Source organism: Cupriavidus sp. FW216-B1, assembly GCF_058789195.1.
In genome coordinates this window covers 265,369-281,986 of record NZ_JBYTEL010000006.1, presented here as the reverse complement: position 1 = coordinate 281,986, position 16,618 = coordinate 265,369, and the positions used below count along the sequence as shown (strand labels likewise).

Here is a 16,618-nt window from a genome sequence, read left to right as displayed (position 1 = left end):
CAGCAACAGCAACAGCAACAGCAACAGCAACAGCAACAGCAACAGCAACAGCAACAGCAACAGCAACAGCAACAGCAAGAGGACACCCCATGCCCACCAACGTGGAAATCAAGGCCCGCATCGCCAGCGTCGAGGCGCTGGCGCCGCTGGTGGCGCCGTTGGCCGACCACGGCCCGGAACGGATCGAGCAGGACGACACCTTCTTCGCGTGCGCCAACGGCCGCCTCAAGCTGCGCGTGCTGGCCCCCGGCGAAGGCCAGTTGATCTTCTATGCGCGCGCCGACCAGGCCGGGCCGAAGGAAAGCCACTACATCATCTCGCCGACGGCGGCGCCCGATTCCCTGCGCGCCGCGCTGGCGGCGGCGTGGGGCGAGGGCGGGCGCGTGCGCAAGACGCGCGTGCTGTACCTCGTGGGCCGCACGCGCGTGCACCTGGACCGCGTGGCCGGGCTGGGGGATTTTCTCGAGCTGGAAGTGGTGCTGGCCGACGGCGAAGCGGCCGCGGCGGGCGTGGCCGAGGCGCACGCGCTGCTGGACAAGCTCGGCGTGGCGCGCGCGCAACTGGTGGAAACCGCCTACGTGGACCTGCTGCGCGCGCGCTGAGACGGCCGCGCGCGCCTGGAAGTCGTTTCAACCTGCCGTGCCGCGCGACGACGCCAGGGTCTTCCCGAAACGGCTTCCTATTCGTGCGCCGGCACGGGCGCGTAGATCTGCGGATGCCCCTTGACCGGGCCGCCGCCGTGGATGCGGCCGTCGCGCACCTCCAGCACGTGGTCGCCCAGCGCCTCGACGTCCTCGGGGTCGTGCGAGATCACCAGCATCGGCACGTCCAGGCTGGCCTGCAGCGCCCGCAATTCGTTGCGCATGCGCACGCGCAGCGCCGGGTCGAGCGCGGAGAACGGCTCGTCGAGCAGCACGATGTCGGGCTGCGCCACCAGCGCGCGCGCCAGCGCCGTGCGCTGCTTCTGCCCGCCCGAGATCTCTCCGGGATAGTTGCCGGTGATCGCGCCCAGGCCGAACGCGTCGATCCAGCGCTGCGCCTCCGGGTGGCTCGCCTTGCGGCCCGGGTTGCGCCAGCCGCGCGCGAGGCCGAAGGCGATGTTCTGCGCCACCGTCAGATGGGGGAACAGCGCGTAGTCCTGGAACAGGTAGGCCACGCGGCGCTCCTGCGGGCGCACGTCGATGCCGGCCTCGCTGTCGAACAGCGTGCGTCCGTTGAGCACGATGCGGCCGCTGTCGGGCCGCAGCAGCCCGGCGATGGCGCGCAGCGTGAGGCTCTTGCCCGCGCCGGACGGTCCGAACAGGGCGATGCGCCGGCTCTCCGAGACGAAGCTGATGTCCAGCGCGAAGCGGCGGTCGTCGGTGCCGAGATCCTTGCGGACCGTGACGTGCATGCTCATGGCCGTGTCATCCCAGGGTCTTGCGCGCGGCCGGCACCAGCCGGCCCGCCGCCACCAGCAGCACCACGCAGGTGACGGACGTCACCAGCACCAGCAGGTTGGCGGTGTTGTCGTCGCCGGCCTGCACCGCTTCGTAGATGGCCACCGACAGGGTCTGCGTGCGGCCCGGCAGGTTGCCGGCCACCATCAGCGTGGCGCCGAACTCGCCCAGCGCGCGCGCGAATGCCAGCAGCACGCCGGCGATGATGCCGCGCGCGGCCAGCGGCAGCGTGATGCGGAAGAAGATGCCGGCCTCGGGCGTGCCGAGCACGCGCGCGGCATCCTCGTACTGGCTGTTCACGCCCTCGAATGCGGCGCGCGCCGACTTGAGCACCAGCGGGAAGGCCACGATGGTGGACGCCAGCACCGCGCCCTGCCAGGTGAACACCAGCTCGATGCCGAGCTGGCCGAGCCAGGCGCCGAGCACGCCGCGCCGGCCCACCAGCACCAGCAGGTAATAGCCCATCACGGTGGGCGGCAGCACCAGCGGCAGCGTGAGGATGGCGTCGACGAGGTCGCGCGCGCCCGAGCGCCAGCGCGACAGCGCATACGCCACCGCCACGCCGAGCACGGCGTTGATCAGCGTGGCCCAGCCCGCCACCTTGAGCGACAGCGCCAGCGGGACCCAGACGGCTTGCAGGGAATTCATAGGCATGGCCGGCCGGGCGCGTCGGCCCGGCGGCGGATGGCGCCGGGGCCGCGGCGCGGCCCGGCGCGCGGGGTCAGGGCTTCAGGAAACCGTACTTGGCCAGCACGGCCTGGCCTTCGTCCGAGAGCACGTAGCCGACGAAGGCGGCGGCCTCGGCCGGCTGCTTGGCGACGGCGGTGACGGCGATCGGGTAAGTGACCGGCTGGCGGGTCGGCACGCGCAGCGCGACCTTGACCTTGTCCGGCATGATGGCCGCGTCGGTGGCGAACACGAAGCCGGCCTCGACCTCGCCGCGCGCCACGTAGTCCAGGCTCTGGCGCACGTTCTGCGCCATCACGCCCTTGGCCGACACCGCATCCCACACGCCGGCCGCTTCCAGCGCGCCCTTGGTGTAGCGGCCCACCGGCACCGAGGCCGGGTTGCCGAAGGCGATGCGCTTGAACTCGGGCTTGGTCAGGTCCTGCAGCTTGCCCACTTCCTGCCTGCTGTCGGCCGGCACGATCAGCGCGAGCTGGTTGGCGGCGAAGTCGCGGCGGGTGGCGGCGTTCACCACGCGCGCGGCCTCGGCCTTGTTCATCGCGTCCTGGTCGGCCGAGGCGAACACGTCGGCCGGCGCGCCGTTGATGATCTGCTGCATCAGCACGTCCGACGCGCCGAAGTTCAGGATCACCTTGGTCTGCGGGTGGGCGCGCTCGTAGGATTCGGACAGCGCCTTGAAGGCGTTGGTCAGGCTGGCCGCGGCGGAGACCACCAGGTCGGCGCCGAAGGCGGCCGGCGCGGACAGCGCCAGCGTGGCGGACAGCAGCAGGCCGGCCGCGAGCGAGGCGCTCCGGCGGGCGCCGCGCGGCGGACGGGGCAGGGCGGGCGGGCAGGCGGGAATCGGTTGCATGGGCATGGCTGTGCGGAGGTTGGGAGAGCGGCCGCGGCGGGCCGGAAGGCTCGGCGCGCGCGCCGCGAACGCTGGAAGCGAATGCGCGCTACATGAATTCGCAATATATGACGGTATATAACGCGGCGTCAATGGCACATTCGGTGCATGCGGGCCCCGTGGCCCGGCCTGGCGTCACGGGCGTGTCACCGCCGCGTCACCCTGCTGCCATCTGCGTTCATGACAATGGCCGCGACCTCAATGGCTGGTGCGATGGCGATGACGATGACGGCAGCGACGGCGGGAACGGCGGCAATGGTGGCAGGCAGGGCGGCGCGGCCGCTCGCGGCGGGCGGCGTCCCGCGGACTTCCGTGGCCGCCGCGCGCGTGGCCGACAGCCACGACCAGCGCCGCCTGCTCGCCGCCGTGCTGGTGGCCGTGGCGGTGGCCGCCGGCTGCGTGGGCGGCGCCTCGGTGTGGCGCGAGCGCGCCGCCGCGCGCCGCCTGGAACTCGCGCACTGGCAGGCGCAGGCGGGTGCCGACCGCCACGCGCTGGCCGCGCTGCGCGGCGCCGCGCAGCAGGGCGAGGCGGCGGCCCAGGCCGCGCTCGGCGAGGCGCTGCTGGCCGGCGGCGATGCCGCGCAGCGCGCCGAAGGCAGCCGCTGGCTGCGCGATGCCGCCGAGGGCGGCGACGCGCGCGCGCATTTCCTGCTGGGCAAGGCCGCGTTCCCGGGCGACGGCGCGGACAGCGGCGACGGCAGCGAAGCCGGCGGCACCGCGCCCGACGCCGCCGCGGCCTGGCATCACTTCGCGCTTGCCGCCGCCGCCGGCGACAGCGGCGCCGCCTACTACCTCGGCCTGCTGCACCGTGGCGGCTACGGTCGCGCGCCCGACGCCGCCAGCGCCGCGCGCTGGTTCGGCGTGGCCGCCGACGCCGGCGTGGCCCCGGCCATGTTCATGCTCGCCAACGCCTACCGCGACGGCGCCGGCGTGGCGCGCGACGAGCGCCGCGCGCTGGCATGGTACGAAGCGGCGGCCCAGCGCGGCCATGCCGCGGCGATCCGCGCGCTGGCGCGCCGCTAGGGGACGCGCTGCGCGGGAACACCAAGCATGTCGCGTAAGTCGCGCGAGGCCTGAAATCGCATACAAGGCAGTGGTTCGACATTCGCCCCGCGAGCTGATCGTCCCGTCCACGCATACTGCCATCCGGCCGCTCAAGCCGCAGGCAGTCGCGCGATCACCTTGATCTCGAACTGGAAGCCGGACAGCCAGGTCACGCCAACCCCCGTCAGTGTCGGGTATGGCGCCTCGCCCCAGTAATCCGGCAGCACTTTCCAGACGGTCTCTAGCGTGTCCTGCGGATCAATCAGGAATGCCGTGACATCGACCACATCGTCAAACGTGCATCCAGCGGCCTCCAGCACAGCATTGAGGTTGTCAAAAGCGCGTCGAATCTGTGCCTCCAACTCCGGCTCTGGCGAGCCATCCTCCCGGCTGCCGACTTGGCCGGACACGAAAAGGAAGCCGTCCACACGTACGGCCGGGGAGTAATGATTTCGTTCATACAAAGCTTGACGCCCTGCAGGGAATACAACATCGCGGGATGACGCCATGGCGAGTTCTCACTTTCTTTGTCCAGCAATCTCTGCCGGACTTCACTGGGATGAATGGAAGACTCTACAGGCGGGGATGTCATCGATAAATGGCCTATTCTCTTCACCAGAATTTGTAAAATCCAAACAATATGAATCAAATTCTCGGAACAAAAGATGGATCGGTTCGATGCGATGCGCGTCTTTGCTTGCGTGGTGGAAACAGGCAGCTTCACCAAGGCCTCGGAGACCCTGCATATCAGCCGGGCGACGGCAACCCAATTGGTGCAGCAGCTCGAGACACGCCTGCATGCCAAGCTGCTGCATAGAACCACCCGCAAGGTCAAGGTGACGGTTGCAGGGCAAACCTTCTACGACCATGCGATTCGACTGCTGGCCGACCTGCAGGAAGCGGAACGTGGCGTGGCAGGAGGATCAGACATGCTCGAAGGGCGCTTGCGGGTCGATGTGCCCAGCCCACTGGCCAGCTTGATCCTGGTGCCTGCGCTCCCCGGTTTCTACGAGCGCTACCCCGGCATTCAGCTTGACATGCGTGTCAGCGATCGCACGTCTGATCTACTGGATGAGAACATCGACTGCGTGATCCGGGGCGGGCCCATTGTTGACCAGACACTGATCGCCAGGCGGGTGGGCGATCTCCATCTACAGACCTACGCCGCGCCCGAGTACCTGCGGCGCGCCGGGAACCCCGGCCATCCGAGCGAACTCGATGGATCCGCGCATCGGATCGTGGGTTATCTGTGGGCACACAGAAACCAGCGCGTCCCGTATCCGATGCGACGTGGCGAGGAGATCGTCAGCATCCGTGGCAACTATGCCCTTGCCGTCGATGACGGCAATGCCTATCTGGCTGCAGGCGTGGCCGGACTGGGAATCGTATGGCTGCCAGACTACATGGCCCAGCGTTGTACAGCCGAGGGCACGTTGATCCGGTTGTTTCCCGAGTGGCAACTGGACCCCATGCCATTGCATGTCGCTTTCCACCCAAGCCGGCGTGCCAATGCCAGGCTGCGCGCCTTCATCGATTGGGTGGAGGAACGCATCGGCGTGATCTCCTGATCCGTTCGTTTTCGACGGCGCTGCTTTGCCAAGGCTTCCTTTTCCGAGTCCCCGATCCCCGCCATGAACGCCTCCAACATGGGCGGGATCGACTTTTCGGCATCGACCGCCTCGCCATACGTCTGCGCGTGCAGCGCGGCGTGACGGTCGAGGCCGGTCTTCAGGCTGACCTTGCCGGCAACCGGGGGTGCCGCGCTCACGCCGGCGGCGCCCCGTCCTTGAATGCGCTCTTGAGCATCTGGCGCAGCTCCGGTCCGTCTTCATGGTGATGGACCTGCACCGCATGCTGCACGGCGACCTGAAGCAGTTCTTCCTCGCTGTCGGCGCTCAGGGCGACCGTGCACTTGGATTCGCTGGGGAACTCGCGGCAATCGATATATTTGCGTCCCATGACTGGCTCCTGACGCGATGAGGGTGTATCGGCGGGGCCTCGCCGAGGCTCCGGCCGCGGCGCCGTGGCGGGCCACGCGCGGCGTGCGAGTCCAGTATAGGGCGGCCCGCGCGAAAGCCCATGCCGGGGCCGGATCGGCTATCCTCAAGCGCCTGCCCGCTGCCCAACCCGACATACCCAAGCCAAGATGAAATCGATCTACCTAGCCGGTTTCGACGTCTTCCGCCCGGACGCCGTCGCCCACGGCGAATACCTCAAGGCGCTGTGCGCCCGGCACGGCTTCCTCGGCCTCTATCCGCTCGACAAGGCGGCGCCCGCCGGCCTGCCGGGTCCCGACGCCGCGCGCTGGATCTACGAGGCCAACATCAACCTGTTGCGCCGCGCCGACATGGTGATGGCCAATCTCGACGATTTCCGCGGGCCCGGCGAGCCGGATTCGGGGACCGTGTTCGAGGCCGGTTTCGCGGTGGCGCTGCAGAAGCCGGTGTGGGGCTACAGCGCCGACGCCGGCACCCTGCTGGAGCGCGTCGGCGTGGCCAGGGGCGAGGACGGCGCCATGCGCGATGCGCGCGGCTTCGTGGTGGAGGATTTCGGCCTCGCCAAGAACCTGATGCTGGCCTGCTCGGTGAAGCTGGTGGCCGGCGGCCCGGAGGCATGCCTGGCCGCGATGGAGCAGGCCGAGCGGCGGCGCAGTTGCCGCGGCGCCGGCGCGCCGGCCGAGGACTGAGCGGCCGGGCGCGCGGCGCCGGTTCAGCGGCGCAGGCTGGCCATGCCGGCGGCGATGTCGTCCGCGGTGCCGGACACGATCTGGCGGTAGGCCGCCACCACGCCGTCCACCGCGCCCGGCGCCGGCAGCTCGGCCTGGGTGCGCCCGGCGCTGACCTTGCCGTCGGGCAGGCGGCGCACGGTCCAGTTGATGGTGGCGCTGGCGCGCTCGCCGACGCTGGCTTCCAGCCGCACCACCTCGGTGGTGATGCGGTACACGGGGGCCTCGTCCGGCAGGCCCGACAGGCCCTGCTGGTAGATGTCCAGCGCGCCGAGCCGGGCCTGCAACTGCTGCGAGAGCGCGTCGCGCAACTCATCGGGCAGCGGCGCCGACCAGCGCGACTGGTCGAGCAGCCGCAGCTCGCCGTCCTGGCCGCTGCGCACCACCAGCTGCGGGCGGTTCAGGCGCTCGGGCACGCGCACCGGCGCCACCTCGATCCACAGCGGCCGGGCGCCGGGCGCCGGGGCCGCCGCGGGCGCGCCGTTCGCGCCGTTCGCACCATTCGCGCTGCCGGCAAGCGTGTAGTAGCGCGGCTCGGGCGAGGCGCAGCCGGCCAGCAGCGCGGCCGCGAGCGGCAGCGCCAGCATGGCGGAGGAGATCATCTTGCGGGTCATCATGGGGTCTCCGGCTTGCCGCGCACCAGCGCTTCGGGGTGGCGTTCCAGGTAGTCGGTCAGCGCGCGCAGCGACACCGCGGTGCGCGTGAGCTCCTGCATCATGCGGCGCGTGTCCTGCTGCAGCGGCGCGTCGGAGGCGAGCGTGCCGTTGGCGGCGCTGAGCGTCTTGCGCGCGTCCTGCAGCGCGGCCACCACCTGCGGCGCGACGTCGCCGTTGAGCTGGCCGACCAGCTTGTCGGCGCTGGCGAGCATGGTGTTCATGGTGGCCAGCGAGGCGCGCAGGTCCTGGCCGATCTGCTCGAACGGCACCTTGTCGATCTTGTTGACGATGTCGCCGAGCTTGGCCTGCAGCTCGTCGAAGGTGCCCGGCGTGGTGGGCAGCTCGGCGATCGCGCCGTTGTAGTCCACGCCGACCGGCGGCGCCTTGGGGAAGAAGTCGAGCGCCACGTAGAGCTGGCCGGTCAGCAGGTTGCCGGTGCGCAGCTGCGCGCGCATGCCGCGCTTGACCAGCGCCTGGACGATGGTGCGCGCGCGGTTGACGTCCTCCACGTCGCGCGCGCGGAAGCCCATGCGCGACGGGTAGAGCTCCACCACCACCGGCAGGCGGAAGGCCTTCTTGTCGCCCACGTACTCGATGCCGATCGAGCGCACCTGGCCCACCACCACGCCGCGGAAGTCCACCGGCGCGCCCGGCGAGAGCCCGCGCACCGACTGGTCGAAGTTGAGCACGGCCAGCGAGGGCACCAGTTCCTCGGGCTCCTTCATGGCCTCGGTCTGGTCGCTGGAGAGCAGGAACTGGGTGTTCTCGCTGGCCGCCGCGGTGGCCCTGGAGTCGTCCGGCGCCTGGAACGCCACGCCGCCCAGCAGCACCGTCACCAGCGACTGCGTGTTGAGCTTGAAGCCGCCGGCGTCGAGCTTGATGTCCACGCCGCTGGCGTGCCAGAAGCGGGTGTCGGCCGTGACCAGCTTGTCATAGGGTTTGTTGATGAACACGCGCAGCGACAGGTCGCGCCCGTTGGGCTCGAGCTGGTAGGCCACCACCTGGCCGACCTGCACGCGGCGGTAGTAGACCGGCGAGCCGATGTCGAGCGAGCCGAGGTCGGCCGCGCGCAGCACGAACTGCTTGCCGGAGGCGTCGGTAGTGACGGCCGGCGGCACCTCCAGCCCGGTGAAATCGCGTATGCGTTCCTCGGACTTGCCGGCGTCCACGCCGATGTAGGCGCCCGACAGCAGCGTCTCCAGCCCGGAGATGCCGCTCGTCGCGAAGCGCGGGCGCACCACCCAGAAGCGCGTGTCTTTGGCCGAGAAGCTGGCCGCGTCCTGGGTCAGGTCGATCCTGGCGATCACGTGCGAGCGGTCGGGCGCCAGGCGCACCGACTTGACCAGGCCGATGTCCACGTCCTTGTAGCGCACCGGCGTCTTGCCCGGCGTGAGCCCTTCGGCGGTGCGGAAGGTGACGGTGATCTCGGGGCCGCGCTCGGCGATGGTGCGGATCAGCAGCGACAGGCCGACCACGGCGGCGACGATCGGGATCAGCCACACCAGCGAGGGCAGCCAGCGCGAGCGCCGGCGGCGCGCCGGCGAAGGCGGCTGCGGTGGCGGGGAGGGGGAAGCGTTGTCAAGATCGGGCATCGTTTGCATCCAGCGAATCCCACAGCAGGCGCGGGTCGAAACTGAGTGAGGCCAGCATGGTGAGCACCACCACGGAGCCGAAGGCCAGCGCGCCGCCGCCCGGGATGATGGTGGCGAGCGCGCCGGCGCGCACCAGCGAGGCCAGCAGCGCCACCACGAAGATGTCGAGCATCGACCAGCGGCCGATGACCTCGACCAGGCCGTACAGGCGGGTCTGCTGGCGGATGCGCCAGCGCGAGCGGAAATGCACGGACAGCAGCAGCAAGGTCAGGATGCACATCTTCAGCAGCGGCACCACGATGCTGGCGATCAGCACCACGATGGCCAGCAGGTTGGAGCCCGACAGCCACAGGTAGATCACGCCCGAGAAGATGGTGTCGTGCTGCGTGCCGAGGATCGACTGCGTCACCATCACCGGCAGCAGGTTGGCCGGAATGTAGAGGATGTAGGCCGCCAGCAGGAAGGCCCAGGTGCGCGCCACGCTGTGCGGCTTGCGGTGGTGCAGCGTGGCGCCGCAGCGCGGGCAGGGCCCGCCCTCCAGCGCGCGCGGGCTGAGCGCGTCGCAGGCGTGGCACGAGACCAGCCCCATCGAGGTGGCGGTGGGCACCTGCGGCAGCGGCTTGTCCTCGTCGTCGTCGGCCAGCTCCGCCATCACGCCGGCGGCCATGCGGCGCGAGCGCGCCAGCGCGCTTTCGCCGTTGCCGCGCGGCGCGGGAGCGGGGGCAGGGGTGGGGGCGGAATCCGGCGCGGCGCTCATCGCGGCTCCTCGTCCAGGTAGTCCCACAGGTTGCGCGGGTCGAACGACAGCATCGCCGCCAGCACCACCACCAGCGCGCCGAACGACCACAGCGCCACGCCCGGCAGCACCTGGGCCATCGTCGAGAGCTTCACCAGCGTGACCAGCACGCCGATCATGAACACCTCGATCATGCCCCACGGGCGCGTCTGGCGGATGCCGCGCACGATGCGCTCGAAGCCGGCCGGCATGCGGTGGCGCGCCATCGGCACCAGCAGGTACAGCATCATCAGCATCTCGGTGAGCGGGAACAGGATGGTGGTGGCGAACACTAGCATCGCCACCAGCTCCATGTGGTCGGCGTAGAGCGCCTGCACCGCGCCCCACAGCGTGGTCTCGGTGCGCACGCCCTTGAGGTCCATCTCGACGATCGGATAGGCGTTGGAGACCGCGAACAGGATCAGCGCGGCCAGCACCAGCGGCAGCAGGCGCGCATAGGCGCGCGTGCTCTCGCGGTAGAGCTGGCCGCCGCAGCGCAGGCACAGCGCGCGCTCGCCGTCGGCCAGGGGCTCGCGCTGGTAGACCGCGTCGCAGTATTCGCAGGCCACCAGCCGCGCGAGCGCGGCCGGATCTTGCGGCTGCGGTTGCGGCTGCGGGCGGGCGTCGTCGCGGCGCGCTTCGCTCATGCCTTGCCGGAGCCGGCCACGTCCTCGGCGGCGATGGGTTTGCCCTGCGCCAGCGCGCGCGGCGGATCGGCCAGCTGCTGCGAGCCGATGGTCCAGTCGCGCAGCAGCGCGTAGGCCACCGCCAGCAGCGTCGGGCCGATGAACACGCCGAGGAAGCCGAACGCCAGCGCGCCGCCGAACACGCCCAGCATGACCCAGATCAGCGGCATGTCGGTGCCCTTGCTGATCAGCAGCGGCTTGATGATGTTGTCGGCCATGCTGACCACGCCCACGCCCCACACCACCATGAAGATGGCCCAGCCCAGCGCGCCGGTGTGGTACAGCCACAGCGCGGCCGGGATCCACACCAGCGGCGGCCCGACCGGGATCACCGACAGGAAGAAGGTCACGAAGCCGAGGATGGCCGCGCCCGGCACGCCCGCGATCCAGAAGCCGATGCCGGCCAGCAGCGCCTGCACGAAGGCCGTGCCCAGCACGCCGTAGACCACGCCCTTGACGGTGTTGCCGGCCAGCGCCAGCAGGTGGTCGGCGCGCTCGCCGGCGATGCGGCGCATGCCCGCGCGCAGCCACGCCACCGCGAACTCGCCGCCGGTATAGAAGAAGAACGCCAGCACGATCGACAGCGCCAGTTGCCCGAGCCCGGCGCCGATCGACAGGCCCGCGCCCAGCACCGCGTGGCCGACCGGCGCGATCAGCTTGCGCAGGTTGGCCACCATGTCGGAGTCGGCGTGGATCACCTTGTCCCAGCTGGTCTGCAGGTAGCTGCCGACGTAGGGCAGGCCGCTTAGCCAGTCCGGCAGCGCCGGCAGGCCGCTGTCGATGAAGCGGTCTACCACGCCGGAGAGCTGGTCGATATGGGCCGAGAAGCTGGCGCCGGCGTAGACGAACGGGCCTAGCACGATCACGGCGGCCAGCAGCACGCAGATCATGGCGGCCAGGCTGCGGCGGTTGCCCAGCCAGCGCGACAGCACCGAATAGGGATACCAGGAACTGAACGCGAGGATGGCGGCCCACAGCAGCGCCGTGGTGAACGGCGCCAGCACCAGCAGCGAGCCGCCGATCAGGACGACCAGCGCCAGGACGGCGGCAATTTTTTCGATCAGTTGGCTGGAGTTCATCGGGTGCATCTCCGGGCATGCCGGCGTGACGGGAACGCCGACAATATATAGGAAAACATAGACCCTCCCGCCCGATAGCGGGGATGCCGGCGCGCGCGCGGGCAAAAAATGCTGCGTTGCGGTTGCTGCGCCGCGGCACGGGCGCGCGCCGGCGCGGGGTGTGGGAGTGTGGGAGGCGGGGCCGGCGCGCAGCCGCCGCGGCTCGCGGCGGCTGCGGCGGGCACGGGGCCGGGCGCTAGGCCGGCGGGTGAGCCGGCGGCGGCCCCTGCTCCAGCAGCGCCGCGATCAGGTCGGACTGCGTGACGATGCCGAGCAGCCGGCGCTGCGCGTCCACCACCGGCATCTCGTGCAGGCCGCCGTCGGAGAACGCGCGCGCCAGCTCCACCATCGGCTGCTCCGGCCGGGCGGTGGCCATGCCGGTGTGCATCAGGTCGCCGGCGCTGCCCGCGCGCGGCTGGCCGCCGGCGCGCGCGGCCAGCAGGTCGGCCAGGCCCAGCATGCCGACCAGGCGCCGCGCCTCGTCCACCACCGGCAGCGTGCGCAGGCCGTGGCGGTTGAGCAGCGCGCGCGCCTGCACGCCGCTGTGGCCGGGCTGCACCGTGACCACGTCGCGCGACATGATGTGCTCGCAGCGCACCTCGCCGAAGCGGCGGCGGTAGGCGCGCATCTGCGCGGCCACCAGGATGTCTTCCAGGTCGTCTTCCTCGATGTCGAGGAATTCGCCGCGCGCGCGCAGCACCGCGTCCAGGTCGGCGCGGCTGAAGCCCACGCGCGCGCTCGGCGGCGGATCGGCGGTGCGGTGCGCATTGGCGTGCTCGGCCGGGCGGTGCGGGTAGCGCCGCCGCAGCGCGTTGTTGAACAGCAGCGCCACCAGCAGCAGCAACATCGAATTGAGCGCCACCGGGAACGCCGCGAAGCCGAAGCCGAGCTTGGCCACGGCCGGCCCGCCGAACACGGCCGTGACCGCCACCGCGCCGCTGGGCGGGTGCACGCAGTGCAGCCGGAACATCGCCGCGATGGCCAGCGCCACCGCCGCCGCGGCGGCCAGCCCGGGGTCGGGAATCCAGCGCGCGCACGCCACCCCGATCAGCGCCGCCACCAGGTTGCCGCCGACGATGGACCACGGCTGCGCCAGCGGGCTGGCCGGCACCGCGAACAGCAGCACCGCCGAGGCGCCCATCGGCGCCACGAACCACGGGTTGAGGCCGCCGAGCATGCGGTGGCTGATCCATTCGGTGGCCAGCAGGCCGAGCAGCGCGCCCAGGCAGCTCTTGAAGCGCTCGCGCCGGCTGCCGGCGACGGGGGCGGGCACGAACGCGCGCAGCCAGGCGCGCGCCGGCGCGGGCGGGAAACCGGCCGGCGCGGCGGTGGACGCGGCGGCCGAAGCCGTGGCGGAAGCGGCTCGGGAATTGGCCGGGGAATCAGCCGGGGAAGGGGCCTGGGATGGCGGCATGGGGCGGGCCTGGTTCTCGGTTCGGTGGCCCGGGACTGGGCGCAAGGCGGGCTGCGCGGGCGCGGCGGCACGCATCCGCCGCCGGCCGCATCGCAGCAAGCCGGGCGCAAATATATCATGACGTGATACATTTCGCTGTCGCGGCGCCGGCCACGGCACCACCCCATATGCGCACCGCGCAAGCCCCCACGAGTCCCATCATGCACTTCGAAAAACGCGACTACGCCGTCAGCCGGCGCCTGCTGCTGCTGGCCGCCCTGGCGCTGCCGATCGGCGCGGTCAGCACGGCGGCGGCGCTGCTGCTGCTGAACCTGATCCGCTTCTTCACCAATCTCTTCTTCTTCCAGACGCTGTCGCTGGCCGAGCGCTCGCCGGCGCAGCACGCGCCCGGCGCGTGGGCGATCCTGGTGCCGGTGGCCGGCGGGCTGCTGGTGGGGCTGATGGCGCGCTACGGCAGCGACAAGATCCGCGGCCACGGCATCCCCGAGGCCATCGAGGCGGTGCTGTTCGGCAAGAGCCGGATGTCGCCGCGCGTGGCGGTGCTCAAGCCGCTCTCGTCGGGCATCGTGATCGGCAGCGGCGGGCCGTTCGGCGCCGAGGGGCCGATCATCATGACCGGCGGCTCGATCGCCTCGCTGCTGGCGCAATACCTGCACCTGACCGCCGCCGAGCGCAAGACGCTGCTGGTGGCGGGCGCCTGCGCCGGCATGACGGCGATCTTCGGCACGCCGGTGGCGGCGGTGCTGCTGGCGGTGGAGCTGCTGCTGTTCGAGCTGCGCCCGCGCAGCCTGCTGCCGGTGGCGCTGGCGTGCGCGGTGGCCGGTTTCCTGCGCCCGCTGGCGTTCGGTTCCGGCCCGCTGTTCGCCATGCAGACGCCGCCCGCCTCCGCCGTGGCGCTCGGCTCGTGCGTGGTCGCCGGGCTGCTGTGCGGCGTGCTCGGCGCGGTGCTGACGCTGGCGCTGTACCGCACCGAGGACCTGTTCTCCCGGCTCGGGCTGCACTGGATGTGGTGGCCCGCCATCGGCGGCGCGGTGGTCGGCATCGGCGGCCACTTCGAGCCGCGCGCGCTCGGCGTGGGCTACGACGTGATCGCCGACCTGCTGCACAACCGCCTGGCGCTGGAAGTGGCGCTGGCCCTGCTGGCGGTCAAGGCGGCGATCTGGGTCGCGGCGCTCGGCTCGGGCACCTCGGGCGGCGTGCTGGCGCCGCTGCTGATGCTCGGCGCGGGGCTGGGCGTGGCGCTCGGGCCGGTGCTGCCCGGCGGCTCGCCGCAGCTGTGGGCGCTGGTGTGCATGGCCGGCGTGCTGGGCAGCGTGCTCGGCGCGCCGCTGACCGCGATCGTGTTCGCGTTCGGGCTGACCCACGACAGCGAGGCGCTGCTGCCGCTGCTGCTGGCCACCGCGGTGGCGCACGGCTTCACGGTGCTGACCATGAAGCGCTCGATCATGACCGAGAAGATCGCGCGCCGCGGCCTGCACGTCTACCGCGAGTACGGCGTCGACCCGCTCGAGCGCCAGCACGTGGCGGACCTGATGACCACCGCGGTGGTGAGCGTGGACGGCGAGCAGGCGGTCGGCGCGCTGTGGCCGCGCCATTTCGGCGAGCACGCGCCGCACCGCGCCTATCCGGTGGTGTGCGGCGGGCGCGTGGCGGGCATGCTGGAGCGCAACGCCTTGCGCGGCCGGGAGGATTCGCCGCTGCGCGGGCGCGAGCTGATGATGCCGCTGGGCGCGGAGCAGGTGCTGCTGCCCGCGCATACCGCGCGCGCCGCCGCCGGGCGCATGGCGGCGCTCGGCGTGGGCCGCCTGCCGGTGGTGGCGGACGCGGAGTCGATGCGGCTGGTGGGCGTGGTGTCGCTGCGCGACCTGCTGCATCCCAGCGGGCAGGTGCTCGACGAAGAAACGCGGCGCGAGCGGCTGCGCGGCGCGGGCCGCGGCGGGCCCGCGCGCGCCGTCACTTCTTCGTGAGCCGGTCCATCATGCTCTTGACCTTCTGCTCGTTGCGGCGGTCGATCTCCGCTTTCTCGGCCGGGGTCAGCGCCGCCGTGTTGCAGGCGCCGGCGTAGCTGGAGAAGCGGCTAGCGCACTGCGCCGCCAGCTGCTTGGCGCGGGTCCAGTCGCCGGCCTGGCCGTAGAAGCGGATGGCGTCGGGCCAGGCCGCGGGGGCGTCGCTGAAGTAGCTCAGGCCCTGCTCCATCACCTGGCCCGCCTGCCGGCCCTGGCCGGCGCCGAGCAGCCCGCTGGCGCGGGTCACGTAGACCGTCCAGCTGCGGTCGGGCTCGGACTGCAGGTTGCGGTCCAGCAGCGCGCCGGCGCGCTGCATGCCCTGCGCGTTGCCGCCGGGGCCGAGCTCGGCCAGGCTCAGCGTCATCAGCGGCAGCGCCTGGCGCGCCGTGGGGCCGGAGCTGGCTTCCAGCGCCAGCCTGCGCGCGCGGGCGAAGTCCTGCGCCTGCAAGGCGCCCTGGGCATCGGCGGCGAGCTGGTAGTTCTTCAGCGTGGCGGCGGTGCGCCGCTGCGCCAGCGCGCGCGTCCAGGGCGCCACGCTCGGGCGCGGGCGCGGCTTGCCGGCCATCAGCGGCATGACCTGCGCGGTGAGCGAGTCGAGCCGGCCCGCGGTCGACGGGTGCGACACCGTGAGCTGGTCCCATAGGCCGCGCATGCCGTTGTCGAGGTTCTGGAACAGCCCGGCGCCGCCGGACTCCAGCGAGGCCTCCAGTTCGCGCACGGTCTGGTTGACGGCGTCGTTGCCCTGCGCCGTGCTCTTCTTGCGCGCATTGTCGGCGGCGGCCTGCTTGACCTGCTCGAGCAGGCGCTGCTGCTGGGCCTCGCGCAGCGCGGCGTTCTTCTGCTCCCAGGTGTCCTGGCGCTCGAGGAAGGCCTTGAAGCCCTGCGTGAACGAGTAGCCCAGGCGCAGGCTCACGGTGGCGCCGAAGCGGTCGGCGTTCTCTTCCTGCTGGCGGCCCCAGGCCGGCACCAGCACGCTCTTGCCGAGCGCGTAGGAGGCCAGCACGCTGTCGGCCAGGCCCCAGCCGGCGGCGTTGCCGGCCTTGCGCGCCAGCACCACGCCCACGGTGGTCCAGGTGGCGACCTTGTCGGCGGCGTCGGCCGCGCCTTCGAGCTGGTGGTAGTCGAGATAGACGTGGCCGTACTCGTGCGAGAGCAGCGCCACGATCTCGTCCTCCGACTCGGCCGAGGCCAGCCAGCCCAGCGACAGGTAGATGTTGCCGCTGCCGGTGCAATAGGCCTGCAGGTCGCCGGAGGCGGTGATGTAGACCGCGCCGGGCCAGTCCGGCACGCCGGCCGCGGTCTTGACCCTGGCCAGCAGGCCGTCGAGATAGGCCTGCATCTCCGGCATGTCGACCAGGCCGTAGCCGCGCGCGCGCTGGTTGCGCACGTCCGGGGCCGGGTCGGGCCATGTGCGCCCGGTGGGCACGGGCGGCAGCTCGCCGGTCTTGAGGGCGAAGGTGTCGCCGCCGGGCAGCGTGGCGCAGCCGGCGGCCAGCCATGCCGCGGCCAGCGCCGCCAGCGTGGCCAGCACAGGCCGCGCCGGCGCGCGGCGCGGGCGCCTGGGCTTCGGGCTTGCTCGCATGGCGC

General features: G+C 71.7%; 17 protein-coding genes and 1 pseudogene. 5 read left to right on the top strand and 13 right to left on the bottom strand.

What is annotated here, in order from left to right; all coding sequences use genetic code 11:
* Nucleotides 1-89 precede the first annotated feature (89 nt).
* Nucleotides 90-602, top strand: coding sequence for a CYTH domain-containing protein (locus AC3WXD_RS15740; protein ID WP_020205703.1), 513 nt, complete (start codon nt 90-92; stop codon nt 600-602).
* Nucleotides 603-679: 77 nt separating this feature from the next.
* Here AC3WXD_RS15740 and AC3WXD_RS15735 read toward each other — a convergent pair whose 3' ends face one another.
* From AC3WXD_RS15735 to modA, 3 genes are all read right to left on the bottom strand, one after another.
* On the bottom strand, nt 680-1,399 hold the full coding sequence (locus AC3WXD_RS15735; protein WP_020205702.1) for an ATP-binding cassette domain-containing protein: 720 nt from the start codon (nt 1,397-1,399) through the stop codon (nt 680-682).
* Between the two features lie 7 nt (nt 1,400-1,406).
* On the bottom strand, nt 1,407-2,078 hold the full coding sequence (gene modB / locus AC3WXD_RS15730; protein ID WP_029044182.1) for a molybdate ABC transporter permease subunit: 672 nt from the start codon (nt 2,076-2,078) through the stop codon (nt 1,407-1,409).
* Nucleotides 2,079-2,160: 82 nt separating this feature from the next.
* Entirely contained in the window at nt 2,161-2,976 is an 816-nt protein-coding gene (gene modA, locus AC3WXD_RS15725) for a molybdate ABC transporter substrate-binding protein (protein WP_020205700.1), read from the bottom strand.
* A gap of 294 nt (nt 2,977-3,270) precedes the next feature.
* Here modA and AC3WXD_RS15720 point away from each other — a divergent pair, with 294 nt between their 5' ends.
* A complete protein-coding gene (locus tag AC3WXD_RS15720) occupies nt 3,271-4,038 on the top strand; it encodes a tetratricopeptide repeat protein (RefSeq protein ID WP_492324133.1) in 768 nt (255 codons plus the stop codon).
* Nucleotides 4,039-4,169: 131 nt separating this feature from the next.
* Here AC3WXD_RS15720 and AC3WXD_RS15715 read toward each other — a convergent pair whose 3' ends face one another.
* Entirely contained in the window at nt 4,170-4,568 is a 399-nt protein-coding gene (locus AC3WXD_RS15715; RefSeq protein WP_029044166.1) for a RidA family protein, read from the bottom strand.
* Between the two features lie 156 nt (nt 4,569-4,724).
* Here AC3WXD_RS15715 and AC3WXD_RS15710 point away from each other — a divergent pair, with 156 nt between their 5' ends.
* Entirely contained in the window at nt 4,725-5,627 is a 903-nt protein-coding gene (locus AC3WXD_RS15710; RefSeq protein WP_492324132.1) for a LysR family transcriptional regulator, read from the top strand.
* A gap of 9 nt (nt 5,628-5,636) precedes the next feature.
* On the opposite strand, the pseudogene AC3WXD_RS15705 reads toward AC3WXD_RS15710, so the two are convergent.
* Nucleotides 5,637-5,794 (bottom strand): annotated as a pseudogene (locus AC3WXD_RS15705) (DUF2274 domain-containing protein); the annotation flags it as partial.
* Between the two features lie 29 nt (nt 5,795-5,823).
* Nucleotides 5,824-6,018 (bottom strand): DUF1059 domain-containing protein, encoded by a 195-nt coding sequence (locus tag AC3WXD_RS15700; RefSeq protein WP_020205628.1) that lies wholly within the window; start codon nt 6,016-6,018, stop codon nt 5,824-5,826.
* A gap of 187 nt (nt 6,019-6,205) precedes the next feature.
* On the opposite strand from AC3WXD_RS15700, the gene AC3WXD_RS15695 reads away from it, so the two are divergent.
* Nucleotides 6,206-6,745 (top strand): nucleoside 2-deoxyribosyltransferase, encoded by a 540-nt coding sequence (locus tag AC3WXD_RS15695; protein ID WP_020205629.1) that lies wholly within the window; start codon nt 6,206-6,208, stop codon nt 6,743-6,745.
* Between the two features lie 23 nt (nt 6,746-6,768).
* Here AC3WXD_RS15695 and AC3WXD_RS15690 read toward each other — a convergent pair whose 3' ends face one another.
* The 6 genes from AC3WXD_RS15690 to AC3WXD_RS15665 all read right to left on the bottom strand — a co-directional run bounded on the left by AC3WXD_RS15690 (nt 6,769) and on the right by AC3WXD_RS15665 (nt 13,025).
* Complete coding sequence (locus AC3WXD_RS15690; protein WP_492324131.1) at nt 6,769-7,401, bottom strand: PqiC family protein; 633 nt, start codon at nt 7,399-7,401, stop codon at nt 6,769-6,771.
* A complete protein-coding gene (locus tag AC3WXD_RS15685) occupies nt 7,398-9,032 on the bottom strand; it encodes a PqiB family protein (RefSeq protein WP_020205631.1) in 1,635 nt (544 codons plus the stop codon). Before AC3WXD_RS15685 ends, AC3WXD_RS15690 begins: the two co-directional genes overlap by 4 nt.
* Nucleotides 9,019-9,699 (bottom strand): paraquat-inducible protein A, encoded by a 681-nt coding sequence (locus tag AC3WXD_RS15680; RefSeq protein WP_231401697.1) that lies wholly within the window; start codon nt 9,697-9,699, stop codon nt 9,019-9,021. Before AC3WXD_RS15680 ends, AC3WXD_RS15685 begins: the two co-directional genes overlap by 14 nt.
* An 86-nt stretch (nt 9,700-9,785) precedes the next feature.
* Nucleotides 9,786-10,454 carry a paraquat-inducible protein A gene (locus tag AC3WXD_RS15675; RefSeq protein WP_492324130.1) on the bottom strand — a complete coding sequence of 223 codons (669 nt, stop codon included), beginning with the start codon at nt 10,452-10,454 and terminating at the stop codon, nt 9,786-9,788.
* Complete coding sequence (locus tag AC3WXD_RS15670; RefSeq protein WP_020205634.1) at nt 10,451-11,572, bottom strand: AI-2E family transporter; 1,122 nt, start codon at nt 11,570-11,572, stop codon at nt 10,451-10,453. Before AC3WXD_RS15670 ends, AC3WXD_RS15675 begins: the two co-directional genes overlap by 4 nt.
* Nucleotides 11,573-11,807: 235 nt before the next feature.
* Nucleotides 11,808-13,025: an HPP family protein gene (locus AC3WXD_RS15665; RefSeq protein WP_492324129.1), complete on the bottom strand. Its 1,218-nt coding sequence runs from the start codon at nt 13,023-13,025 to the stop codon at nt 11,808-11,810.
* 200 nt (nt 13,026-13,225) lie between these two features.
* Here AC3WXD_RS15665 and AC3WXD_RS15660 point away from each other — a divergent pair, with 200 nt between their 5' ends.
* Nucleotides 13,226-14,992: a chloride channel protein gene (locus AC3WXD_RS15660; protein ID WP_492324128.1), complete on the top strand. Its 1,767-nt coding sequence runs from the start codon at nt 13,226-13,228 to the stop codon at nt 14,990-14,992.
* Here AC3WXD_RS15660 and AC3WXD_RS15655 read toward each other — a convergent pair.
* The gene (locus AC3WXD_RS15655) at nt 14,979-16,613 is read right to left on the bottom strand and encodes a M48 family metalloprotease (RefSeq protein ID WP_492324127.1); all 1,635 of its coding nucleotides are present in this window, start codon (nt 16,611-16,613) and stop codon (nt 14,979-14,981) included. The genes AC3WXD_RS15660 and AC3WXD_RS15655 overlap by 14 nt on opposite strands.
* Nucleotides 16,614-16,618: the final 5 nt, after the last annotated feature.